The following is a 22,656-nucleotide window of genomic DNA, read 5'->3' on the forward strand; positions in this document are numbered from 1 at the left end:
AGTCGACAGACCGTTCATTCTGCCTCTTGATCTTCCGATCATATTGGAACAGTTTACCGGTAAATAAAAGCCACAGACAAGACGGAGAGTCGAGGGTGCAAAGGGTAATGGGCTTCGGCCTGGTAGCGCTCGCAACGGGCGCAGTGATGATCCCCACCATATCGAGCCAGGCGCAGACCGCACCAGCGGCGCCGCCGGCCTTCAACGCCTGCCGCGCCTGCCACAGCGTGCAGCCCGGCGGCAAGAGCGGCCTTGGCCCCAATCTGGTCGGCGTCGTCGGCCGCACCGCCGGCACCCTGGCCGGCTTCAACTATTCCCCCGCGCTCAAGGCGTCGAAGCTGAAATGGGACGAGAAGGCGCTGGACGAATATCTCGCCGCGCCGACCAAGAAGGTGCCCGGCAGCCGCATGCCCATCTCCACGCCCGATCCGGCCAAGCGCGCCGCGATCATCACCTATCTCAAGAGCGTGAAATGACGGCGGCGAAGGGCGCGATGCGCGGCCCGGCCATCTTCCTGGCGCAGTTCATGGGCGATGCTGCCCCGTTCGACAATCTGGACAATGCCGCGCGCTGGATGGCGCAGGCCGGCTATAAGGGCATTCAGGTGCCCAGCAACGATCCGCGCTGCATGGACCTCAAGCTGGCGGCGGAAAGCCAGGATTATTGCGATGAGCTGATCGGTCGCTGCAGGGAGGCCGGGGTCGAGATTTCGGAACTGTCGACCCATTTGCAGGGCCAGTTGGTCGCGGTCCACCCGGCCTATGATGCCGCCTTCGACGCATTCGCGCCGGCCGAACTGCGCGGCAAGCCGGCCGAGCGGCAAGCCTGGGCGGTCGAGCAGCTGAAGCTGGCGGCCGTGGCCAGCCGGCGGCTGGGGCTGAAGGCGCATGCGACCTTCTCCGGCGCGCTGGCCTGGCCCTTCGTCTATCCCTGGCCGCAGCGGCGGGCGGGTCTGGTGGAAGAGGCCTTTGCCGAACTGGGGAAGCGCTGGCGCCCGATCCTGGACGCGTTCGACGAACAGGGGATCGACCTCTGCTACGAACTGCATCCGGGCGAGGATCTGCATGACGGCCTGACCTTCGAGCGGTTCCTGGATGCGGTCGGCGGCCACAGGCGCGCCAATATCCTCTATGATCCCAGCCATTTCGTGCTGCAGGCGATGGACTATCTGCAGTTCATCGACATCTATCATGACCGCATCAGGATGTTCCACGTCAAGGATGCGGAGTTCAACCCGACCGGTCGCGCGGGCGTCTATGGCGGCTATGCCGACTGGGTCGACCGGCCCGGCCGTTTCCGCTCGCTGGGCGACGGCCAGGTCGACTTCACCGGCATATTCTCGCGCTTGACCCAATATGGCTATGATGGCTGGGCGGTGCTGGAATGGGAATGCTGCCTGAAACATCCCGAGGATGGCGCACGCGAAGGCGCGCCCTTCATCGAGGCACACATGATCCGCCGGCCCGAACGGGCCTTCGACGATTTCGCAGGGGGCGGTGATCCCGCCAACAACCGGCGCTGGCTGGGGCTCAGCTGACGCCGCAACCGACGATCGACACATGTCCTGACCGGAAAGCCGGCGGGACCAAAGGGAGAGGAGCCGACATGACGGCGATTAACCGGCACAGACTTTTCTGGCTGAGCGTCCTGGCGCTGTTCACCGCCTCGATGAGCGCATCGCTCCGCGCGGCGGTGGCGAGCAGCCTGAAGGCGGAATGGATCGACCCGATCGCCCCGATCGCGGCCGGCGAGATGATCGGTGCGGCGCTCGGATCGGCCTTCCTGGGCTTTTCCATCACCGTCTTCGTCGTCAGCGCCTTTCTCGACACGCTTGGCATCCGCCGCGTGCTGATCGGCTGCGGCATCGCCTTCCTGATCGGCACGACGCTGATCGTGGGGGCGGGCAGCATGGCGACCGGCATGACCGTCTATCACCTCGTATGGCTGGGCATGCTGCTGTCGGGCATCGGCTGGGGCTTTGCCGAAGCGTCGATCAATCCGCTGACCGCCCGTCTCTATCCCGAGGATACGACCCATCGCCTCAACGTGCTGCACGCCTGGTATCCCGGCGGACTGATCGTCGGCGGCCTTGCCGGCGTGTTCCTTGCCTCGGCGCTGCCCTGGCAGGCGATCATGGCGCTGGCCTATATCCCGGCCATCGGTGTCGTATTGATCGCCTCCACCACCCGCTTCCCCGCGCCGCCCGCCACCGCCGGGAGCCGGGCGATGAAGGACATGATGCTGGAGGTGGTCCGCCGCCCCAGCTTCTTCATCTGGTTTGGCGCGATGTTCCTGACCGCCTCGTCCGAACTGGCACCGGGCCAGTGGCTCGACGTCGCGCTCAGCAACCGGGTCGGCATGCGCGGCATATTGCTGCTGGTCTATGTCAGCGCGCTGATGTTCGTGTTCCGCCATTTTGCCGGACGGATCGCCGGTCGCCTGTCCAACCCCGGCCTGCTCTGGGTATCGAGCCTGCTCGCCGCGATTGGCCTGTTCATGCTGTCGCAGGCGCAGTCGCCCGCCTCCGCCATCCTCGCCTCCACCGTCTGGGGCCTGGGCGTATGCGCGATGTGGCCGACGATGCTGGCATCGGTGGCCGAACGTTATCCGCGCGGTGACGCCTGGGCGCTGGGGCTGGTCGGCTCGGCCGGCGCGCTTGCCAGCTTCTTCGTGCTGCCACGGCTGGGCGAGATGTTCGACCAGGCCAAGGTGGAACTGGCCGGCGGGCCGGAAGCCTTCACCCGCCTGACCGGACCGGCGCTGCGCGCGGTGGAGGATGCGGCCGCGTCGCAATCCTTCGCCCGCCTCGCCTTCGTGCCGCTGATCCTGCTGGTCGTCTTCGGCCTGATCTGGCTGTCCGACCGGCGCGCCGGTCGCCGGGCGGAGGCCGTGGCATGAAGCTGTCGCGCAGACACCTGATCGCCGCCGGCGTCGCCGCGGCCGCCACCCCCGCCATCGCCGCTGCGGCCGGCAAGGGATCCTCCAATGCCGCCCGCTTCTCGCTCGGCTACGCCCCGCATGAAGGCAGCTTTGCCAGCCGGGGCGGATTGCTGGAGCAGATCGCCTATGCCGCCGACCAGGGCTTTCGCGCCTGGGAGGATAATGAGGCGCGCAAGCGTCCGGTCGAGCAGCAGGAGGTCATGGCCAGGGCGCTGGCACAGCGCGGCATGACCATGGGCGTGTTCGTCGCCAGCATGCCCAAATGGGCCGAGTTCCGCCCGCTGCTGGGCAGCAATGACGATGCCGAACGCGAAGCCTTCCTGGCCGATATCCGCACATCGGTGGAGGTCGCCAAGCGGCTGAACGCGAAACATGCGACCGTCGTCACCGGCTTCATGGACCGCAAGGTGCCGCAGGATATCCAGACCGGCCGGATCATAGATTGCATGCGCCGCGCCGGCGACATCGTCGCGCCGCACGGGCTGACGCTGGTGATGGAGCCGCTCAATACGCGGACCAACCATCCCGGCGTCTATATGCAGTCGATCGCCCAGGGCTATGCGGTGGCGCGCGGCGCCAACAGTCCGGGCGTCAAGATATTGGCGGACCTCTATCATGAGCAGATCCAGTCCGGGAATCTGATCCCGACGCTGGAGGCCTGCTGGGCGGAGGTCGGCTATATCCAGTTCGGCGACAATCCCGGCCGCAAGGAACCCGGCACCGGCGAGATCAACTACGCCAATATCGTGCGCTGGTTGCGGGGCCGCAACTATGGCGGCGTGATCGGCATGGAACATGGCAATTCGCTGGCCGGACGCGAGGGCGAGGACCGGCTGGTGGCCGCCTATCGCGCCATCGACCAAATATAGGATGAGAGGAGGACGAGGATGAAAATCATCCCGACTGGCTTTGCAGGGACGGGTATCGCGCTGGCCACGGCTCTGCTGGTGGGCACAGCGGCGCAGGCGCAAGACAAGCCTGGCAAGCTGGGCTTCAAGGACACGCCGATCCTGCCCGGCGGCAACTGGCACGTCCATGATCCCGATCGCCCCGCCCCCACCGTCGTCACCCCGGCGGCACAGGCCGGCGGTGCGCCGTCCGACGCAACCATCCTGTTCGATGGCAAGTCGCTCGACGCATGGCGCGGCGAGCGCGCCCCCTGGACGCTGGAAAAGGGGATCATGACCATCCCGCCCCGCAGCCAGAGCGGCGGCGAGAACAACCTGATATCGAAGCAGGAATTTGGCGACGTCCAGCTGCATCTGGAATTTCGGTCGCCCAATCCGCCGACCAAAAGCTCGCAGGATCGCGGCAATAGCGGCATCTGGTTCATGCAGCGCTACGAAGTGCAGATCCTGGATGGCTATCAGAACCCGACCTATGCCGACGGCACGGTCGGCGCGGTCTATGCCTGGAAGCCGCCGCTGGTGAACCCGTCGCGCCAGCCGGGCGAATGGCAGAGCTACGACATCATCTTCGAACGGCCGCGCTTTGCCGCCGACGGCAGCCTGGTCCGCCCGGCCTATGTCACCGCGCTGCTGAACGGCGTGCTGGTGCAAAATCATCAGGCGATGCTGGGCACCACCAAATGGCGTTCGATCGCCCAATATCAGGCCCATGGGGACAAGGCGCCGATCCAGTTGCAGGATCATGACAGCCCCGTGTCGTTCCGCAACATCTGGGTCCGGCCGCTGCCGGACGAGGCCATCGCACAGGATCTGAAGGGAGCAGGACAATGATGGACCGCAGACATGCGCTGGCGGGCATGGTCGCCATGTTCGGCGCCGGGCTGTTCGCGCCGCTGGCGCGCGCCGCCGGGGTGATGCCGGCCGGCGGCGTGATCGACCAGGGCGCGCCCAGCCTGCAACTGTTCACGCCCGATCAGCGGGCGCTGATGACCGCGCTGTGCGAACGCATATTGCCGGCGACCGACACGCCCGGCGCGATCGAGGCTGGCGTCCCCGCCTATATCGAGAAATTGCTGGCCGACTGGTCGGTGGCGGAGGATCGCGATCCGATCATCGCCGGCCTTGCCGAAATCGATGCGCGCAGCTGGCAGGATTACAAGATCCCCGCGACCAAGGCATCGGCGGCGCAGCATGACGCGCTGCTGACCCTGGCGATGAACGACCAGATTCCCAAGGGCGAGGAGTTTTTCGAGGCGTTCCGGCAGATGGTGATCGTGGGCTATTACACGTCCGAGATCGGGATCACCCAGGAACGCGAATATCTGCCGGTGCCGGGCGAATATAACGGCGCCTTCCCCTATTCCCAGGTCAACAAGGTCTATTCCGCATGAACCTCAACCGTCGTTCCATGATGCTGGGCGCCGGCGGCCTGGCCGCCCTCGCCGCCTCCCCCTTCGCCGCGCAGGCCGCCAGGGCCTCCGGCAAGATCGCCAGCGTCGGCCTGCAACTCTACACCGTGCGCGAGCTGTTCGCCGCCGATCCGGTCGCCACCTTGGAGAAGGTCGCCAAGGTCGGCTATCGCGAGGTCGAATTTGGCGGTGGCGGCTATGACGCCATGGACCACAAGCTGCTGCGCAGCACGATGGACCGGTTGGGCCTCACCTGCCCGTCGCTGCACATCGGCTATGACGCGCTGCTCGACAAGTTCGATGCCAGCGTGGCGATGGCAAAAACGCTGGGCGCGGGCACCGTCGTCCTGCCCTATATGGTCGACAAATATCGCAACGTGGAGGCGTGGAAGGCTGCGCTGGTCAACATCAACCGCTTCGGCGCGCAGCTCAAGGCCGCGGGCCTGGGCTTTGCCTATCATAATCATGATTTCGAATTCACCACCAAGCCGGACGGCGTCAGCCTGTTCGACCAGCTGGTGAAGGCGTGCGACCCCGACCTGGTGAAGATCGAACTGGATCTCTACTGGGCGATCTATGCCGGGCAGGATCCGCAGGCGCTGATCCGCAGCCTCGCCGGCCGCATCTATTCCTATCATGTGAAGGATATGCGCGCGGACCGCAGCATGACCTCGGTCGGCAGCGGCACGGTCGATTTCGCCGCGATCTTCAAGCTCAACGCCATCGCCGGCGTCCAGCATTTCTATGTCGAGAATGACCAGGCGCCCGCGCCCTATATTCCCGACATCACCAAGAGCTTCCAGACGCTGCGCGCGCTGCGCTTCTGACCTCCCACCTGCCTCAAGACAGAAAACTCCAGGAGAGGACATCATGGCTTCGACAGACAGGTACGATGCGATCGTCATCGGTTCGGGCATCAGCGGCGGTTGGGCCGCCAAGGAATTGACGGAAAAGGGGCTGCGGGTGCTGATGCTCGACCGCGGCCATATGGTCGAACATGGCGAGGATTATACCTATGACGGCAAGCCCGCCTATGAGGTGCCCGCCCGCAACATCATGCCCGACCCGCTCAAGCAGAGCGATTATTTCATCGCCCAGCATGGCTATGTCGCGCCCAGCAACCAGGCTTTCTACAATAATGACCGCCTGAACCCCTATGATTATGGCGCGGGCAGCAAATTCTACTGGATCCGCCCCGCTGCGGTCGGCGGTAAGTCGCTGATCTGGGGGCGCTGGAGCTTCCGCTGGAGCCCGGCCGATTTCGAGGCGAACAAGCGCGAGGGCATCGGCGGCGACTGGCCGATCCGCTATGAAGATCTGGTCCCCTGGTACAGCTATGTCGAAAAATATATCGGCGTATCGGGATCACGCGAGAATCTGGCCTATCTGCCCGACAGCGAGTTCCAGCCGCCGATGCCGATGAACATCGCGGAAAAATGGATGAAGCAGCGGCTGGAAACGCAATTCCCCGGCCGCAAGATGATCAATGCGCGCCTGTCCAACATGACCGAGGACAAGCCCGAGCAGAACCGCACCAAATGCCAGTTGCGCAACCAGTGCGGCAATGGCTGCTCCTTCGGCGCCTATTTCTCGACCCAGGCGGTCACCCTGCCGGCGGCGCGGGCAACCGGGCGGCTGACCTTGCGGTCCGACGCGGTCGTCACCAACCTCGATTATGATCCGGCGACCAAGAAGGTCAGCGGCGTGCGCTTCGTCGATGCCAAGACCGGACAGGCCGAAACCGTGACCGCGCGGCTTGTGTTCCTGTGCGCGTCGGCGCTGGCCTCGACCCAGATCCTGATGAACTCGCGCCCGGCGGGCAGCGGCAAGAGCCATTTCGACAGCAGCGGGACGCTGGGCCGCTATGTCATGGACCATATCTTCCGCGTCGGCGTGAAGGGCGACATTCCCGGCATGGAGGAGTTCATCGAATATGGCCGCCGCCCCGGCGCCATCTATGTTCCGCGCTTCCGCAACAATGGCGACAGCGAGGATGTCGGCTTCAAGCGCGGCTATGGCTATCAGGGCGGCGCCTATCGCGAGCCGTCCAAGCCGGTGGGCTTCGGCGCATCGATGAAGCAGGGCATGCGCAAATATGGCGGCTGGAAATTCCAGATGGGCGCCTTTGGCGAATGCCTGCCCTATGAGGATAATTATGTCGCGCTGAGCCCCGACAAGACCGACCGGTTCGGCATGCCGCTGATGCAGTTCAACGTCACCTTCCGCGACAATGAGATGCGGATGATGGCGGACGCGCGCGAACAGGGCGAAAAGATGCTGCGGGCGGCGGGCCTGACCAACGTCACCAGTTCGGTCCGCGAACATGTGCCGGGCGACGCCATCCATGAAATGGGCGGCGCCCGCATGGGTGCCGATCCGCGCGCATCGGTGCTCAACCAGTGGAGCCAGGCGCATGATGCCAGCAACCTGTTCGTCACCGACGGCGCGCAGATGGCCTCCATCTCCTGCGTCAATCCGTCGCTGACCTTCATGGCGCTGACCGCCCGCGCGGTCGACCATGCGGTCAAGGAAATGAAGGCAGGCCGGGTCTGACAGGGGCGGCCCACTCCCGACGCTGTGCTGCGCCGCAAAACCGGCTATCAGGGGCCATGAGGATGAGCTTCTGATGGCCCGACGGCGGGAAAATGGCGTGACGATCCGCGCCGTGGCGGAACGGGCCGGCGTGTCGGCGATGACGGTATCCAACGTCATCAACGGCGCCGGCCGCGCCAGCGCGACCACGGTCGCGACGGTGCAGGCGGCGATCGCGGAACTGGGCTATGTGCCCAATCTGGCCGCCCGTCGCCTGGCCAAGGCGCGGGCGACGACGGTGGGCCTCATCTACAGCAACCGGCGCACGCCCTTTCTCGATGCCGTTCTGGTTGGATCGCTGCGGGCGACCAACGCCAATGGGCTGCAACTGATCCTGCGCGACGGCGATGGCGTGACGCTGGACGAGGCCGAACGCATTGCCCAGGAACTGGTGCGCAGCGGCGCCGATGCACTGCTGCTGATCCCCCCCTTTGCCGAGCAGTTGAGCGGATCGGCGATATTGCCGGCGCTCGGCGTGCCTTTCGCCGCGATCGCCACCGGCACGCCGCTGTCGGGCATATCGACGGTGCGGATCGACAATCAGGCGGCGATGGAGGCGCTGACCCGGCGCGTCATCGCCGATGGCCATCGCCGCATCGCCTATGTCGCCGGCCCCGATCATTACAGCGTGGTCGCCGCCCGGCTCGACGGCTTCTACGCCGCCCTCCAGGATGCCGGCCTGCGCGTGGACGATAGCCTGATCGTCGAGCACAGCGCATTCGACCATGCGTCCGGCATGGCGGCGGCGCAGGCGCTGCTCGCTCGGCCCGACCGGCCGACCGCGATCCTGTGCAGCAGCGACGATCTGGCGGCGGGCGTCATCGCCCAGGCCGGACAGATGGGGCTGACCCTGCCCCATGATCTGAGCGTCACCGGGTTCGACGACACCATCCTCGCCTCGCGCGTCTGGCCGCCGCTGACCGTGATCCGCCAGCCGGTCGAGGACATGGCCTTTCGCGCCACCCAATGCCTGATCGGCGCGCTCGGCAAGGGCGGGATGCGCGTCAGCGACGAGATATTCGACCATCAACTGGTGCAGCGCGCGTCGATCGCGCCGGCCAGCACTTAGTAGGGCATCACCGGGTGGCGCGGAGCGCCACCCTTTCAGCGACAGGGGACAGAGCATCATGGAAACGAGCAGAAGGGAATTGGCGGCGATGATGGCATTGGGCGGCGCAGGCATGGCCCTGTCTTCGACACAGGCCTCCGCACAGGCCGCGCCCTCGGTTCAGGCGAAGCTGGTCCATCATGTCTTCTTCTGGCTGAAGCGGCCGGGCAACCCAGCCGATCGCGACCAGTTGATCGCCGGCCTGCGCACGCTGCGCGCCATCCCCGTGATCCGCGACCTGCAGATCGGCGTGCCCGCCAGCACCGAAAAGCGCGACGTGGTCGATTCCTCCTTCGACGTGTCGGAACTGATGGTCTTCGACAATGCGGTCGACCAGAAAGTCTATCAGGACCACGAAATCCATCAGGCCTTCGTCAAATCCTGCGAGCATCTGTGGGCGAAGGTCGTGGTCTACGACATGCAGGTCGTGCCGGATCGCTGAGCCGGGCATCGCAAGACGGCCCGATCCGCGCTAGGGTCGCTCATCAGCCTGAACGAGAGAAGATCATGATTCTGCCGGATATTCTTGCCCCAACCTATATCCAGATGCTGGGCGCCCTGTCGGCCTGGCTGGCCAAGGCCGAGGCCGGGAAACAGGATGGCATGGCGCAAACATTGCCGGGCGCGCGGCTGGCGCCGGACATGTTCCCGCTGTCGACCCAGATCCGCTTCGCCTGCGTCCAGGCGCAGGAGGGCATGTACCGGTTGCGCGGCGAAGCCTTCCCGCCGCTGGTCGGGCAGTTGCTCGATGAAGGCCGCAACGCGGGCGAGCATCCCGGATCGATCGCCGACGCGCAGGCGAGAATAGCCGAGACGATTGCGATCGTGGAAAGCCTTGCCGCGGAAGCGCCGCCCATCGATCCGGCTGCGCCGATCGCCCATGCACTGCCGCAGGGCATGATCTTCGACCTCACCGCCGGGCAATTTGTCCGCGACTGGGCGTTGCCGCAATTCTATTTCCACATCATGACCGCCTACGCGATCCTGCGGGCACAGGGCGTGGACCTGGGCAAGGTCGATTATGTGGCGCACATGTTCCCCTATTTGCGGCCCGGCACCCTGCCTGCGCAATGAGATGAAATAGCGGCGGCAGCGCACGCTGTGGTTCATGGCGATGGAGCCGCGTCGTGGCCCGTTTTCAGCACTGCCGCCGATCACCGGCCCGGCGCCGATCCTATGACTCGGCCGACAGGGCATGGATCGGCAGCAGGGCCGCACCGAACGTGATCGGCGATCCATGCAGGTTCGATATTCTGACCGGCGGGCGGCGATGATGGACCGTGGTAACGAGGTCCGCCTGATGCAGGCGATCGGCCAGCCCCTGCAGGATGGTCGATGGCAATGTGCCGGCCAGCACGATCGCCCCTGGATCGAGCCAGGCGAAGGCCGTGTTGCTGACCATCTGCAATTGCTCGGCCGCCCGGTCCAGCCAGATGTCGATCGTCGGTGCCTGGTCGGCAGCATGGAAATCAATGTCCGCGACCGAGGATAGGTCGCAACCATTGCTGCGGAGCATCGCGAGCAGGTCCAGCGGGCTGGGACGCGGCAGATGGCCGGGAAACAGGCAGCCAATCTCGCCCGCCACGCCGTATTGACCGCGCATCAGCCGCCCGTCGACAATGACGCCGGCGCCGATGCCGAAGCCCAGCAGCAGCACGACGATCGTGCCGAAATCGCGCAGCAGGCCACCCAGATAATATTCGGCGATCGCCGCGGCATTGGCGTCATTCTCGATCCACAGCGGCCAGCCCATTTCGGCGGACAAGATGTCGCGCAGCGGCGCATCGCGCCAGTTGGGCAGGACGTCGACGACGCTCCACCGATCGCCGGCCGGCGACAGGGATGGTCCTGGCACCGCCACGCCCAGGCCCAGCATGCGGCGTCCCAGCAGGCCGTGCCGGTCCACCAGTTCATGCGTCATGCGCCGCACCTTGCGGGCAAAACCCTGGGGATCGATCGGCGCAACGGCCTCATGATGGGTGGCGATGGTGGCGCCGGTGAAATCGACCAGGGCGATGTCGATGAAGCCCTTGTGCGCCGTCGCGCCGACCGCATAGCCGCCATGGCCGGCCAGGCGCAGGGGAATGGCCGGGCGCCCGCGGCCCTGTGCTTCCGCGCCCGGCACTTCTTCCACCAGATTGAGGCCGATCAGGTCGCGCGACAGGCGGGTGAGGGCGGTCCCGCTGATTTCCAGCGCGGATGCCAGCGCGGAACGGGACAGTGGCCCCGACTTGCGCAGCATCTGCAGGATGCGCCGCTGGTCCTTGTCCAGGGTGGGAAATAGCATGATCGATCCCGCTATCGGTGAAAAGCGACGACCGGTTATGGGGATTTATTTATTTTCACAACAATAATTAAAAATGTCATATCGCACGGCCAGAGGCGCCCCGACCAATTCAGAGGGGACGCATCATGCTCAAGACTTTCCTTGCCTCCGGCACGGCGCTTGCCGCGCTTTGCACCATCACCACGCCCGCCCTGGCGCAGGCCGCCGCCGACGCCGCGCCTGCCGCCGAAGCGGCCGCCGACGCCGGCAACGGCCCCAACGACATCATCGTCACCGGCTCCACCCGCGCCCAGCGCCGCTTCGACGTATCCTATGCGATCAACACCATCTCGGCCGAGGATGTAGAGAAGATCGCGCCTGTCAATTTCGCCGACCTGATCGGCCAGCTGCCCGGTTTCCAGACCGAAATCACCGGCGGCGAAGTGCAGAATATCTACCGCATCCGCGGCCTGCCCAACGACGGCGGCTTCGTCAGCTTCCAGCAGGACGGCCTGCCGCTGTTCCATGAGAATGACGGCGTCTTCTTCCGCGGCGACGCGATCCTGAAACAGGATCTGATGACCGACCATGTGGAGGTCGTGCGCGGCGGCCCGGCCCCGGTCTATGCCAGCTATTCGGGCGCAATCATCAACGCCATCACCGTGACCGGCAGCGACGAGGCGCGCGGCAAGGCACAGGTCACGCTCGGCGACACCGGCCTCTATCGCCTGGACGCCTATCAGGCCGGGCCGCTCGGCAACGACACCTATTATGCGATCGGCGGCTTCATCCGCTATCATGACGGCTATCGCGACAATGGCTTCGCCAATGACAAGGGCGGCCAGCTGCGCGCCAATATCAAGCATGATTTCGACAATGGCTCGATCAAGCTGAACCTCAACTATGTGAACGACCACAACGTCTTCTATCTGCCGATCCCGATCTCCGACCCGCGCGATCCCAGCGTCTCGCTCGACAAATATATCGACTATTTCGACGGCACGATGAATTCGCCGGCGCTGCGCCACGTGAACCTCAAATATCGCGACGGCACCGGCCAGATCCAGAGCCGCACCGGCGACCTGTCGGATGGCCGCCATATGCAGATGGTCAATTTCGGCGCCCAATATGATGGCGATTTCGACGGCTGGCTGGTCTCGGCCAAGGCCGGCTACACTCAGGGCAAGCTCGATTTCAGCGCCTTCTACTCGACCACCAACCCGGCTGACGGCAACGCCTTTGCCGCCGGCTATCTCGCCCGGGCCACAACGGCTTTCGGTGCGGTCGACCATTTCGGCTATACGCTGGCCGGCACCAACACCGTCTATGATCCCTATGCGGCGTCGGGTCTGGTGATGCAGGGCCAGTATCGCGACATCCATTCGAAATTCTATTCGGCCCAGGCCAATCTGTCGGTCGCCAAGAAGTTCGAGACCGGCTTTGGCACCCATGACCTCAAGCTCGGCCTCTATGGCAGCTTCTATGGCGAGGACAGCCGCACCCTCTATCAGAATTACCTGATCGAAGTGGCGGGCAAGCCGCGCACGCTGGACCTGGTCGCCTATAATGCCGCCGGCGCGGAAATCGGCCGCGTCACCGACAATGGCGTGCTCAACTATGCCGCCACCCTCAATCAGGGCGACAGCGACGCCAAGATGTTCGCCGTCTTCGCCAACGACACCTGGGAAATCGTGCCGGGCCTGCGCATCGACGCCGGCATCCGTCACGAACGCTACAGCTACAAGGGCTGGGCCGCGCTGACCGAGGCGGCCAATCTGGGCGACTCCAGCACCCTGGCGGACGACAGCACCCGCGCCTTCACCGGCGTGATCCTGAACCAGAAACTCAAGCCCAACGTCACCAACTGGACGGTCGGCGCCAATTACGACTTCTCCAGCCATGTCGGCATCTATGGCCGCGCATCGCACCTCGAAACGCCGCCCAACGTCCAGACGGTGATGAGCATCAACCCGACGATCATCACCACCAAGGCCGATCAGTTCGAGGCCGGGCTGAAGCTCGCCTTTGGCCGCTCCTATCTCTACGTCACCGGCTTCTACACCAATTTCGATCCCTTGAACGCCAGCTTCCTGGCCTATGATCCGACCACGGGCCGCAACGATGTCAACGTGCCCTTCATCGGCGAGGCGCAGGTGAAGGGCGTCGAATTCGACGGCAAGCTGGCGCTGACCAACTGGTTCTCGCTCAACGGCGCGCTCACCATCAGCGATCCCAAATACAAGAATTTCGAAAGCTCGACCGGCGCCGATCCGGAACAGGCCGAAGGCAACCAGATCGTCCGCCAGCCCAAGATCTACGGCAATATCCGTCCCAGCTTCGACTTCCAGACGGGCGACACCAACGTGTCGGTCTATGGTCGCTACACCTATATGGGCAAGCGCTATGTCGACCTTTACAACAACACCGCGCTGCCGGCCTATGGCACGATCGGCGCGGGCATCACGGCACGCCATGGCAGTTGGCAGGCACAGATTGTCGGCGACAATCTGTTCAACGCCCACGGCCTGACCGAAGGCAATACCCGCACCGACTCGCTGAGCGGGCAGGGCAGTGCCGAGGCGATCTATGGCCGCCCGATCTTCGGTCGCAACTTCCGCCTCGTCATCAGCAAGTCCTGGTGATGGCCCGCCGCCTCGGCCGCGTTGCGGCGTCGTTGATGACGATGGCGGTGGTGGCGGTCACGCCCGTCCCGGCTCTGGCCGGGGCGGCGCACGACGCCGTGACGGAGGCGCTGTCCCGGCGCCTCTTTCCCGTGCTGGACGCCCTTGGACACGACCCGGCCGCCCTTGCCGCCTTCCGCGCCCGGCCGGACATGGATGCGCTGCTCCATGCCCGCGAAGATCGCCGCACGGCATGTGCCGGCGATGTCGATTGCGTGGCACAGGCCCATATCTGGACCCCGACCGAAATCGCCCTGATGGTGCAGGCTGCGCTGTCGCTGCGTGACGTGCCGGTTGCCGACGATGGCGCGGGCGCGCAGATCCGGCGGGAAGTAGAGGGGATCAACGCCATCCTGCGCAGCTATGCGCTGGGGCAGGTGCCCGCCTATCCCGATATCGACGGCGCCGGCACGATCGACCCGCGCGAGCGTCAGGCCCGGCTGCGCGCCGCTGCCTGGATCGCGCAGACGCCGCGCAAGGGATCGGCCCAGGCGCTGGATTCCAGCATCGACTATGCCCTTGCCCTGCTCGACGTCAGCGACCGCACCGACGCGATCGGCTTCGAGCCGCTGACCGGCGGCCTCAACGCACCCGCCATGGCGCGGGCCAAAAATATCGACTGGAAACGCTATCGCTACAGCGCGCTGATCATCACTGGCGTCGGCCCGGAAGTCGACGGCATGCCGCTGAGCCCCTTCGGCAAATATCATCTGCGTCTTGCCGCCAACCGCTTTGCCGATGGCGACGCGCCCTTCCTCATCCTGACCGGCGGCCGCGCCCATCCGCGCGCGACCCGCTTTGCCGAAGCGCAGGAGATGCGCCAGGCGCTGATCGAGCGCTATGGCGTGCCGGCCGATGCGATCATCATCGAACCCTATGCCCGGCACACCACCACCAATTTGCGCAACGCCACCCGCCTGCTGATGGTTATGGCGGCGCCGCTGGACAAGGATACGCTGATCGTCTGCAATCCGGGGCAGAGCGCGATGATCGAAAATCCCCTGTTCGTGCAGCGCAATGACAAGGAACTGGGCTATCAGCCCGGTGCCATCGGCGCGCGCCTGACCCCCACCGAATTGCTGTTTCGCCCGTCGCGCCTGTCCGCGCGGGTCGATCCGCGCGATCCGCTCGACCCCTGAAGGGAGGCATGATGATGATGCGTAAACTGACCTTGGCCTTGGCGCTCGGTGCGCTGGCCTTCAGCCCCGGTGCCGCCATGGCCTGGGGTGGCACCGCCCATGCGGTGATCGATCGCGCCGCACTCGACGCCATCCCGCAGGACGGCCCTGTCTTCCTCAAGGCCTATACCGATTATATCGCCGCCTCCGCCTCGCTGCCCGACAGCTGGCGCGGCGATTCGGAGAATTTCTCCAAGATGGAGGAAGACCCCAATCATGGCTGGTTCCGCGAGCAGTTCCGCTTCGTGAAGCCGATCCCGCGCTCGCGCTACGAATTCATCCTGGCGCTCTACAAACGCTATGAGACGATCAAGGACAGCGATCCGGCGACCGCCGCGCGCACCAATGTCCGATGGACCGGCACTTTGCCCTATGCCGCGGTCGAGGCCTATGACCGGCTCGTCGTCTGCATGCGCTATGTCCGCAAGGCGCAGGCCGAAGGGGGCGACATATCCGTCCCGGCCCAGCATTGCGCCTTCCAGACGATCCGCCTTGGCCATTATATCGGTGACGGCGCCCAGCCGCTGCATGACTCGATCCATTCGGACGGCTGGCGCGGCGACAATCCCAGGGGCTACACCCGTGATCGCAGCATCCATGGTCGCTTCGAAAGCCAGTTCGTCGATGGCATGAAGCTGACCGTGGCTGACATCGCGCCGCGCATCGGCGCGCCCGGTCATCGCGACGGCGACATGTTCGACGCGATCCTCGCCTTCCTGGATCAGGCAGGCGATCGCATGGAATATGTCTATCAGCTTGAAAAGCGGGCCGGCTTTGCCGACTTCGCCGACACGGATGTGCGCGCCCTCGTCTATGAACGGACCGCTGCTGGCGCTGCCATGCTGCGCGACATGCTCTGCCGCGCCTGGGCGGAAAGCGCCAGTCCGCCGGCCAGGGTTGTGCCCGCACCGCTCGATTTCTCCAATCCGCGCTTCAACCCGGAAACCGGATCAGCGCCGGACTGATTGCGTGCTTCCCGCCGTGCCAGCGCTGCGAGCAGCCGGGCATGGCGGGCATGGCCAAGGTCGAAGCGCCGCATCAGGAGGATCGCGCAAAGGCTGCCAAGGACGGGAACGCCCAGTCCCAGGCCGAGCATGCCGGCGTGGACTGCCGCAGTCTGTGCCTGCCCCGGCACATAGCCCAGCAGGCCAAGTGTCCAGCCGGTCAGACTTGAGAAGGCGGCACCGCTTGCCTTGACCACGACGAGATAGAAGGCGAACAAGCCTGTCTCGAAGCGCCTGCCATGGCGCCATTCCACCACATCGACGGCATCGGCCAGCACCCCCCATGGCAGCATGAACATGCTGGCGAGGCCGACGCCGATCACCGCCGCACAGATGGCCAGGGCAGGTGGCCAGGACAGGCAGGCGGCAAAACCCACCAGCCCGATGATGCTGACCCCATGTCCCATGGCGAGCAGGGCGCTCTTGCTGAATCGTCTGGTCATCGCGGTCCACAGGATCACGCCGGCGAATTGGCCGATCGTCACGGCCAGCAACAAGGTCGCGACAAGATCGGGGCGGCGGACGACATAGCTGCCGATATAGAGCAGGGAGCGTCCGAATGCCGGTGCGGCAAATCCGGTGAGCAGGGCCAGAAGAGCCAGTGCCACGACCATCGGGTCGCGAAACGGGATGTCGATGCCGTCCTGCCTTGCGCTTTGCCGGGCGGTGCGGGCGGCACCACCGCTTGTATCGCCGCCGCAGGTCCATGCGCACAGGATCATCGTCAGGGCAAAGACGGCGCCCGTCGCCGCGCCGGTGAGCGCCAGCCGATCGAAGGACCGGGTATTGCCCGCATCTTGCACCAGCGGCGTCAACAAGGTCGCGACAATCAGCGCGCTCGCCGTACTGAACAGCAGTCGATAGCCCGAAACACGGCCCCGCGCGCTGCTGTCGCTGGTCACCTGCGCCATCAGCGCATTGTGCGGCACGTCGATGATGGCATAGGCGCCCCGAAATATCAGCAAGGCCATGGCCAGCATCCATAGCTGCCGGGCGCCAAGCAAGGGCATGGCATAGAGCAGGGCGAAGGCGATCGCGCAGGGCGTTGCTGCTACCGCCACCATCCAGCGATAGCCCTTGCCGACATGCCGCAGGCGGATCGTCAGCCGCGCCGCCAGCAGATCGAAGATCAGGTCGCCGCACAGCGCGGCGAGCATCAGCCATCCCGCCGTCGTCGCGCCAAGGTTCAGCACGTCGCTCAGCAGGAACAATATCGTCAGATCCGCACCGCTGAAAACCAGTGCCTTGCCGAAATTGCCGGAGGCATAGGCCAGCATGCGGCCATCGTCCCGTGTCCAGATCACCTCGATTGCCCCTGATGGTCGTGACCGCACGGGGAATTGCGGAATGCATCGCGCCTAGAAGCGCATTCTTTCATTTGTGCGACAAGGGCGGTGGGAATGGGGCCGGTGGCTTATCGCCATTGGCAGCTCTGGACCACGTGACAGGGCGGGCCACAGGCAGATCAGGGCCGCGTGGCCGCAGAAGGAAAGCGTATATGCCAACGCGGCCTTGCTGCCCCCGAAGGGTGATTATCGCATCGATTTCTGGGAAAACTGGAGCGGGCGAAGGGATTCGAACCCTCGACCCCAACCTTGGCAATTCGCCCGAAGCATATTTTCTGTGTTTTTCGATTCTACCCTAAAACAGCAAAAAGCACGCATTTCTGCCGTTTGTTTGCGATCGAGATTCGTCAGTGTTATCCTGCCCTACGCCCGGATTTGACCTCCAGGACTTATAAAATAAGCAAAATCAGGTCGAAATCCGGAAAAAGTAAGCAGATTTTTGGGTCATTTGGCAGGCGACTGAAATCATGGCGAAAATCACAAAAACGCTCATCGAAGCTCAGAAACCTTCGAAAGATGGGGTCAAAGGTTCGAATCATCTTCTGTGGGACAGCGAGCTGCGTGGCTTCGGTGTTTCTATCGGCCAGAGCCGGCGAAGTTTCGTCGTTCAGTACCGTTTGCCGAACGGACAGAGCCGTAGAAAGGTGATCGGTCGGTTCGGGTTGATGACTGTGGAGGAAGCTAGGCGGCAGGCTCGCATCATTCTTGGCGATGTCGCCAATGGGCGAGACCCTGTCGAGGATGCCCGGTCGAGCGGGCAGGGCTATACTGTAGACCAGATTTGTGACTGGTACCTTGAGCGAGCCTCAGCCGGCAAAATCATCGGCAGAAGCCGCAAGCCGATCAAGGCATCCACTCTGACGATGGATCGAAGTCGTGTCGATGCCCATATCCGTCCGTTGCTAGGCCACAGAATAATTGCCACATTGAAGCTCGGTGATATCGAAGGCGCCCAAGCCGACATCGCTGCTGGTGCGACCTCCAAGCCCAGGGTGGGCAGTCGTGGGGGAGCCACCAAAGGCGGCGAAGGCGTAGCCTCGCGCTGCATGTCTACGCTTCACTCGATTTTCGAACATGCCGTACGACTTGGCGAAATCGAAAGAAATCCCGCGAGAGGCATTCGCAGAATTGCGAGCACGCCCAAAATGAGGTGGCTCTCTCAGGCTGAGATCAGGAAGCTCGGCATAGCGCTCAGAGAAGCTGAAGCAGATGACGAGCATCCTACCGGGATAGCCGTGATCCGATTGCTGTTGCTGACTGGCTTTCGTCGGCTCGAAGCACTCAGTCTCGAGCGCGACTGGCTCCTTGATGAGGAGAGCGCGATCCACTTCAGGACGACAAAAACGGGGGCGCAACGACGCGTGATAGGTCAGCCTGCTCTCCAGCTTCTTTCGGCGCAGGCCGATTCGGGTTCGCGATATTTCTTCCCAGCCGATTGGGGAGAAGGCCACTTCATCGGCATAGTGCGGGTCTTGGATAGAATTTGCCATCGAGCAGGACTCGAAGGCGTGACACCGCATGTCTTGCGCCACACTTTCGCAAGTGTCGCAGGCGGGCTTGGCTACTCCGAACTCACGATTGCGGCACTGCTGGGACACGCGTCCCGCGGCGTCACGCAGCGCTACATCCATATCGACGAGCCGCTGCGCGCGGCCGCAACGGCGGTAGCCGAGTATATCAATGAACTTTTGCGAGGGTGCAGATGATCGCCCTCCACCATCATGACATGGAGATAAGCCCCTTATGCGAGGTCGGCCGTTTTTCAGCGAAGCATCTACGCCAGAGCGATGGCTCTTTTTCGCTACCAGACGTTATCAGCCTGCAACTATTCCGAAGAATGTGATGGTGGCCTCTTCGTGCCGAGGAGGCGAGCCGGATCATCCCAAGCGGTGAGACATATGAAAGAGGCAGATGCCCAGACGCGCGATGCTTTGGTCCCGCAAAGCGCAGCCTTATTCAGCGGCAGGACGGAAACCGCCCAGTTAGCATCCCCAATCATCAATCGCTCTTCGATTGCCTTCGTTTGTGCTTCGACGCGCGGAGCCGCGGCCCTCGACGCGAGCTCGCTCAGGGCGCGGCCCAGGAAAGCGCAGGACTGTGGTGGCGACAATATCCCCGATGCCACTCTCACAGCACAGATGATCCAGGCCTGGCGGGCTGGCACAGTCGACCGGGCTCGAAATGAATTTCATTCCTGCCGCCTCCACATTCGCATCGATCACAGGACGCGCGAACAATGAAGCGCGCGATAATCCTTGCCGTTTCTCTCCTCGCCGCATGCGATATATTGCCTCGCGATCCGGCCGGCACATCGAAGCGGATTGCTGAGCGACGAAGCTTCACGGTCGCACTCGCGGATCCCACTGTGCACGAAGCGGCACAAGTCCGGACGCTGGTATATGAAATCGAGCGGCGAACCCGCGCGAAGGCACAATGGCGGCCAGGCGCGGGCGAGGCACTTTTCCAGCAGCTTGACGACGGTACGCTTGACCTGGTGATCGGACGTTTTTCGGCCGAGAGCCCCTGGGCGATGGATGTGGCATTTGGTCCGCCTCTCTCGACGACGGGAACGAAAGACGCGCCGCTGCAACTCAAGGCGGCCATGCGCAACGGCGAGAACCGGTGGATCATGACAGTCGAGCGTGCGAGCCGCGCGATTTCGCAGGAGGCGCGCGACGAATGAGCGATACAAGTCTTCCCGATGAGCTGCGCGAGACGATGGCGCGGGCGGTGCGCCTGGAATATTGGAACATCTTCTGGACTCTAACCATCATCGTGACGATGGGCCTAGTGCTTGGTCAGAGCCAGACGATGAAGACCGCGTGGATAGAGGACACGCTGGGCCTGGTTCCGCCTGTCATGTTCCTGATCGCTGCGCATATGGAGCGTCGCGCCCATCGATCGCGCCGCTTTCCTTTCGGTTTCGAGCGGGTCAACGGCCTCGGTTTCTTTGTGGCGGCTGTTGCACTGACTGCCGTCGGCGCGCTGCTTCTCTACAATGCGATGATGGCGCTGGGCTCGCAGGAGCACGCAACCGTCGGATCGATCGTCATCTTGGGGCATGATATCTGGTTGGGATGGCTGATGATCGCCGCCCAGATCTACTCCCTCATCCCGCCGCTCTTCATCGGCCGGAAGGAACTTCCGCTGGCGCAGGCTCTCAACGACAAGCTGCTGCATACCGACGCACTCATGAACAAGGCCAATTGGCTGACCGGGGCGGCGGGGCTCGCCGGTGTCATTGGGCTGGGGCTTGGCTGGTGGTGGGCTGACGCGTTGGCAGCAGCAATCATTTCGCTCGATGTCCTTAATGACGGTATCAAGGCGTTGCGCTCTTCCACGGCAGAACTGGTCGATGGTGCGCCAAGGGCGCTCTCCAGCACTGATCTTTCGGATGATGCGCAAAGCCTGTGTGATCGCCTCAGCGCTGAATTTCCCGGTGCCACGATACGGCTGCGGGAAACCGGCCGCCTTATTCGCGCCGAAGTGCATGATACGCATCCACCGGGCGAATGCCGTCACCCGCGCCATTATTGGCCGGAGGGTGAGGACAGGGCGTGGCGGTTGGCACAGGTGAGCTTCATCCCGCCTGTTGGACGCGAGGAAGGAAATTAGGCCGGCGGTGTTTGTCGCACAGCATCCGACTGCTTTTCCGGCCGGATGTAAATGGACGTCAGATCGGGGACGCAAGCCTTCATTTCGCGTTCAATATCCTCGATCAGACGCTCTGCATCTCCCATCGGCAGATCGTCGACGAAATCAGCACTGATCGCTACGAAAACGGCATTAGGCGCGGTATGGATCGTACGGACATGATTGACCGCACTAATCTGCGACCGCTTGGCGAGAATGGTCCATAGAACCGAAATGATCGCCGGGTCGGCGCTTTCGCCGATCAACAGGCCCTTGGCTTCGCGCGCAAGCAGAATAGCGACGCCAGCCAGAATGAGACCAATGGCAATCGATGCAAAACCGTCAATCCGTGGATTTGCGAAATAGTGGCTGGCCCAGACGCCGATGCCTGCAATGGCGAGGCCGATCAGCGCAGCGCTGTCCTCGAACAGGACAATGAACCCGGCGGGATCCTTGGATCGGCGGATCGATTGCCACCAACTGCTGGCACCGCGCTTGCCGTTGAATTCGCGCACCGCAATGAACCAGCTTGTTCCTTCAAGCAACACAGCGACACCCAGCACCACATAATTGATCGTCGGATCACGCAAGGGCTCAGGTTCGGCGATGTGCAACCAGCCCTCGTAGATCGAAACGCCCGCGCCGACGGCAAAGATCAGGATCGCGACGACGAAGGCCCAGAAATAGAGTTCGCGGCCATAGCCGAAGGGATGGGTGGCGTCGGCGGGACGTCTCGCCTTTGCCTGACCATAGAGCAGCAGAACCTGATTTCCGCTATCGACCAGCGAGTGGACACCCTCGGTCAGCATGGAAGAAGAGCCACTGATCGCTGCCGCCGCGAACTTGGCGACCGCTATCCCGACATTGGCGAAAAGCGCGCCGTAGAGGACGATATTCTCGCGGATTTGGCGTGACAGACCGGCCATCGCGTTCAGCCTGGATAAGGGCTGGACTGAAGCAGGCTTGCGAGATGCGCGGCATTGCCGGCGACCATTTCCGCCGTCTTCATTACCGCCTCCGGCGTCTCGCCGAGATCCTTGAAATCGACCGACCCCATCGCTTCGCCGACCCAATAGCAGGCCGCAACAGCGGGGATCGTCCAGCCCACATCGTTCAAAGCCTGGAACAGCTGAGCGGAGCAGAAGTGGGCGCCATCTTCATTACCCACGATTGCTGCGACAGCGACCTTCCCATAGCTCGGCATCCGACCCTTATCGTCGGTTTCAGAGAGGAAGGCATCCATTCTTTCCAGGACGCGTTTGGCGGTGCTGCTGATCTGCCCCATCCAGATCGGTCCTCCGAAGATCACAATGTCATGAGCGAGTATCTTCTCGCGCAGTCCCGGCCACGCATCGCCATCCCCTTCGTTGGAGCTGACGCCTGGCCTGATGTCGAGGGCTGCAACCCGGACCGTTTCGCTGACCGTCACGTCATTCCGGCTGAAGGCCTTCGTCAATACCGCGATCATCGCGTCGGTCGAACTCTCCTGGCGGGAGTCCGCCTTGAGCGTGCAGTTAAGCGCCAGCGCCTTGAGCGGCATGTGTCATCTCCTTGAGGGGCCAGGATCAGCAGAACGCGCCCATCCCTTCTT

At 63.8% G+C, this 22,656-nt stretch carries 20 protein-coding genes and 1 pseudogene; 17 read left to right on the plus strand and 4 right to left on the minus strand.

Annotation, left to right across the window (positions count from 1 at the left end):
• Positions 1 to 107 precede the first annotated feature (107 nt).
• The 11 genes from ACI6S0_RS20345 to ACI6S0_RS20395 all read left to right on the plus strand — a co-directional run bounded on the left by ACI6S0_RS20345 (position 108) and on the right by ACI6S0_RS20395 (position 10,031).
• Positions 108 to 476 (plus strand): c-type cytochrome, encoded by a 369-nt coding sequence (locus ACI6S0_RS20345; RefSeq protein ID WP_434405975.1) that lies wholly within the window; start codon positions 108 to 110, stop codon positions 474 to 476.
• Complete coding sequence (locus ACI6S0_RS20350; RefSeq protein WP_434404153.1) at positions 473 to 1,537, plus strand: sugar phosphate isomerase/epimerase family protein; 1,065 nt, start codon at positions 473 to 475, stop codon at positions 1,535 to 1,537. The genes ACI6S0_RS20345 and ACI6S0_RS20350 overlap by 4 nt, the downstream gene beginning before the upstream one ends.
• A 68-nt stretch (positions 1,538 to 1,605) precedes the next feature.
• A complete protein-coding gene (locus ACI6S0_RS20355) occupies positions 1,606 to 2,898 on the plus strand; it encodes an MFS transporter (protein ID WP_313336020.1) in 1,293 nt (430 codons plus the stop codon).
• Positions 2,895 to 3,809, plus strand: coding sequence for a hydroxypyruvate isomerase family protein (locus tag ACI6S0_RS20360; protein ID WP_434404154.1), 915 nt, complete (start codon positions 2,895 to 2,897; stop codon positions 3,807 to 3,809). The genes ACI6S0_RS20355 and ACI6S0_RS20360 overlap by 4 nt, the downstream gene beginning before the upstream one ends.
• 18 nt (positions 3,810 to 3,827) lie before the next feature.
• Positions 3,828 to 4,679, plus strand: coding sequence for a 3-keto-disaccharide hydrolase (locus ACI6S0_RS20365; protein ID WP_434404155.1), 852 nt, complete (start codon positions 3,828 to 3,830; stop codon positions 4,677 to 4,679).
• Positions 4,676 to 5,239: a gluconate 2-dehydrogenase subunit 3 family protein gene (locus tag ACI6S0_RS20370; protein WP_434404156.1), complete on the plus strand. Its 564-nt coding sequence runs from the start codon at positions 4,676 to 4,678 to the stop codon at positions 5,237 to 5,239. Before ACI6S0_RS20365 ends, ACI6S0_RS20370 begins: the two co-directional genes overlap by 4 nt.
• A complete protein-coding gene (locus ACI6S0_RS20375) occupies positions 5,236 to 6,084 on the plus strand; it encodes a sugar phosphate isomerase/epimerase family protein (protein WP_434404157.1) in 849 nt (282 codons plus the stop codon). The genes ACI6S0_RS20370 and ACI6S0_RS20375 overlap by 4 nt, the downstream gene beginning before the upstream one ends.
• A gap of 43 nt (positions 6,085 to 6,127) precedes the next feature.
• Entirely contained in the window at positions 6,128 to 7,810 is a 1,683-nt protein-coding gene (locus ACI6S0_RS20380) for a GMC oxidoreductase (protein WP_004209527.1), read from the plus strand.
• 73 nt (positions 7,811 to 7,883) lie between these two features.
• Positions 7,884 to 8,918, plus strand: coding sequence for a LacI family DNA-binding transcriptional regulator (locus ACI6S0_RS20385; RefSeq protein WP_010336391.1), 1,035 nt, complete (start codon positions 7,884 to 7,886; stop codon positions 8,916 to 8,918).
• Positions 8,919 to 9,006: 88 nt separating this feature from the next.
• Positions 9,007 to 9,399, plus strand: a complete 393-nt coding sequence (locus ACI6S0_RS20390; protein ID WP_434404158.1) for a Dabb family protein — start codon at positions 9,007 to 9,009, stop codon at positions 9,397 to 9,399.
• Between the two features lie 65 nt (positions 9,400 to 9,464).
• Complete coding sequence (locus ACI6S0_RS20395; protein ID WP_434404159.1) at positions 9,465 to 10,031, plus strand: DUF1993 domain-containing protein; 567 nt, start codon at positions 9,465 to 9,467, stop codon at positions 10,029 to 10,031.
• 100 nt (positions 10,032 to 10,131) lie between these two features.
• Here the strand turns inward: ACI6S0_RS20395 and ACI6S0_RS20400 are convergent, their stop codons facing one another.
• The gene (locus ACI6S0_RS20400) at positions 10,132 to 11,244 is read right to left on the minus strand and encodes an ROK family protein (RefSeq protein ID WP_434404160.1); all 1,113 of its coding nucleotides are present in this window, start codon (positions 11,242 to 11,244) and stop codon (positions 10,132 to 10,134) included.
• A gap of 125 nt (positions 11,245 to 11,369) precedes the next feature.
• On the opposite strand from ACI6S0_RS20400, the gene ACI6S0_RS20405 reads away from it, so the two are divergent.
• The 3 genes from ACI6S0_RS20405 to ACI6S0_RS20415 are packed head-to-tail and all read left to right on the plus strand — an operon-like array spanning position 11,370 to position 16,047.
• A complete protein-coding gene (locus tag ACI6S0_RS20405) occupies positions 11,370 to 13,865 on the plus strand; it encodes a TonB-dependent receptor (protein WP_434404161.1) in 2,496 nt (831 codons plus the stop codon).
• Positions 13,865 to 15,043: a YdcF family protein gene (locus ACI6S0_RS20410; protein WP_434404163.1), complete on the plus strand. Its 1,179-nt coding sequence runs from the start codon at positions 13,865 to 13,867 to the stop codon at positions 15,041 to 15,043. Before ACI6S0_RS20405 ends, ACI6S0_RS20410 begins: the two co-directional genes overlap by 1 nt.
• A gap of 8 nt (positions 15,044 to 15,051) precedes the next feature.
• On the plus strand, positions 15,052 to 16,047 hold the full coding sequence (locus tag ACI6S0_RS20415; RefSeq protein WP_434404164.1) for a nuclease: 996 nt from the start codon (positions 15,052 to 15,054) through the stop codon (positions 16,045 to 16,047).
• 68 nt (positions 16,048 to 16,115) lie between these two features.
• Here ACI6S0_RS20415 and ACI6S0_RS20420 read toward each other — a convergent pair.
• Positions 16,116 to 17,363, minus strand: a pseudogene (locus tag ACI6S0_RS20420) (MFS transporter); the annotation flags it as partial.
• 536 nt (positions 17,364 to 17,899) lie between these two features.
• On the opposite strand from ACI6S0_RS20420, the gene ACI6S0_RS20425 reads away from it, so the two are divergent.
• From ACI6S0_RS20425 to ACI6S0_RS20435, 3 genes are all read left to right on the plus strand, one after another.
• The gene (locus ACI6S0_RS20425) at positions 17,900 to 19,138 is read left to right on the plus strand and encodes a tyrosine-type recombinase/integrase (protein ID WP_434404165.1); all 1,239 of its coding nucleotides are present in this window, start codon (positions 17,900 to 17,902) and stop codon (positions 19,136 to 19,138) included.
• A gap of 530 nt (positions 19,139 to 19,668) precedes the next feature.
• Positions 19,669 to 20,115, plus strand: coding sequence for a hypothetical protein (locus tag ACI6S0_RS20430; protein WP_434404166.1), 447 nt, complete (start codon positions 19,669 to 19,671; stop codon positions 20,113 to 20,115).
• Positions 20,116 to 20,150: 35 nt separating this feature from the next.
• On the plus strand, positions 20,151 to 21,047 hold the full coding sequence (locus tag ACI6S0_RS20435) for a cation transporter (RefSeq protein WP_284112661.1): 897 nt from the start codon (positions 20,151 to 20,153) through the stop codon (positions 21,045 to 21,047).
• Here the strand turns inward: ACI6S0_RS20435 and ACI6S0_RS20440 are convergent.
• On the minus strand, positions 21,044 to 21,991 hold the full coding sequence (locus tag ACI6S0_RS20440) for a cation diffusion facilitator family transporter (protein ID WP_284114156.1): 948 nt from the start codon (positions 21,989 to 21,991) through the stop codon (positions 21,044 to 21,046). The two genes, ACI6S0_RS20435 and ACI6S0_RS20440, sit on opposite strands and share 4 nt — an antisense overlap.
• Positions 21,992 to 21,996: 5 nt before the next feature.
• Positions 21,997 to 22,605 (minus strand): flavodoxin family protein, encoded by a 609-nt coding sequence (locus ACI6S0_RS20445; protein ID WP_434404167.1) that lies wholly within the window; start codon positions 22,603 to 22,605, stop codon positions 21,997 to 21,999.
• Positions 22,606 to 22,656 lie beyond the last annotated feature (51 nt).

It is taken from the genome of Sphingobium sp. DN12 (assembly GCF_051058005.1).
Lineage (GTDB): Bacteria > Pseudomonadota > Alphaproteobacteria > Sphingomonadales > Sphingomonadaceae > Sphingobium > Sphingobium yanoikuyae.

Coding starts and splice junctions, on each gene's coding strand:
- ACI6S0_RS20375 (WP_434404157.1), top strand. CDS start 5,236: ATGAACCTCAACCGTCGTTCCATGATGCTGGGCGCCGGCGGCCTGGCC.
- ACI6S0_RS20435 (WP_284112661.1), top strand. CDS start 20,151: ATGGCGCGGGCGGTGCGCCTGGAATATTGGAACATCTTCTGGACTCTA.
- ACI6S0_RS20400 (WP_434404160.1), bottom strand. CDS start 11,244: ATGCTATTTCCCACCCTGGACAAGGACCAGCGGCGCATCCTGCAGATG.
- ACI6S0_RS20365 (WP_434404155.1), top strand. CDS start 3,828: ATGAAAATCATCCCGACTGGCTTTGCAGGGACGGGTATCGCGCTGGCC.
- ACI6S0_RS20385 (WP_010336391.1), top strand. CDS start 7,884: ATGGCCCGACGGCGGGAAAATGGCGTGACGATCCGCGCCGTGGCGGAA.
- ACI6S0_RS20345 (WP_434405975.1), top strand. CDS start 108: ATGGGCTTCGGCCTGGTAGCGCTCGCAACGGGCGCAGTGATGATCCCC.
- ACI6S0_RS20390 (WP_434404158.1), top strand. CDS start 9,007: ATGATGGCATTGGGCGGCGCAGGCATGGCCCTGTCTTCGACACAGGCC.
- ACI6S0_RS20430 (WP_434404166.1), top strand. CDS start 19,669: ATGAAGCGCGCGATAATCCTTGCCGTTTCTCTCCTCGCCGCATGCGAT.
- ACI6S0_RS20415 (WP_434404164.1), top strand. CDS start 15,052: ATGATGATGATGCGTAAACTGACCTTGGCCTTGGCGCTCGGTGCGCTG.
- ACI6S0_RS20395 (WP_434404159.1), top strand. CDS start 9,465: ATGATTCTGCCGGATATTCTTGCCCCAACCTATATCCAGATGCTGGGC.
- ACI6S0_RS20440 (WP_284114156.1), bottom strand. CDS start 21,991: ATGGCCGGTCTGTCACGCCAAATCCGCGAGAATATCGTCCTCTACGGC.
- ACI6S0_RS20445 (WP_434404167.1), bottom strand. CDS start 22,605: ATGCCGCTCAAGGCGCTGGCGCTTAACTGCACGCTCAAGGCGGACTCC.
- ACI6S0_RS20380 (WP_004209527.1), top strand. CDS start 6,128: ATGGCTTCGACAGACAGGTACGATGCGATCGTCATCGGTTCGGGCATC.
- ACI6S0_RS20405 (WP_434404161.1), top strand. CDS start 11,370: ATGCTCAAGACTTTCCTTGCCTCCGGCACGGCGCTTGCCGCGCTTTGC.
- ACI6S0_RS20355 (WP_313336020.1), top strand. CDS start 1,606: ATGACGGCGATTAACCGGCACAGACTTTTCTGGCTGAGCGTCCTGGCG.
- ACI6S0_RS20425 (WP_434404165.1), top strand. CDS start 17,900: ATGGCGAAAATCACAAAAACGCTCATCGAAGCTCAGAAACCTTCGAAA.
- ACI6S0_RS20350 (WP_434404153.1), top strand. CDS start 473: ATGACGGCGGCGAAGGGCGCGATGCGCGGCCCGGCCATCTTCCTGGCG.
- ACI6S0_RS20370 (WP_434404156.1), top strand. CDS start 4,676: ATGATGGACCGCAGACATGCGCTGGCGGGCATGGTCGCCATGTTCGGC.
- ACI6S0_RS20360 (WP_434404154.1), top strand. CDS start 2,895: ATGAAGCTGTCGCGCAGACACCTGATCGCCGCCGGCGTCGCCGCGGCC.
- ACI6S0_RS20410 (WP_434404163.1), top strand. CDS start 13,865: ATGGCCCGCCGCCTCGGCCGCGTTGCGGCGTCGTTGATGACGATGGCG.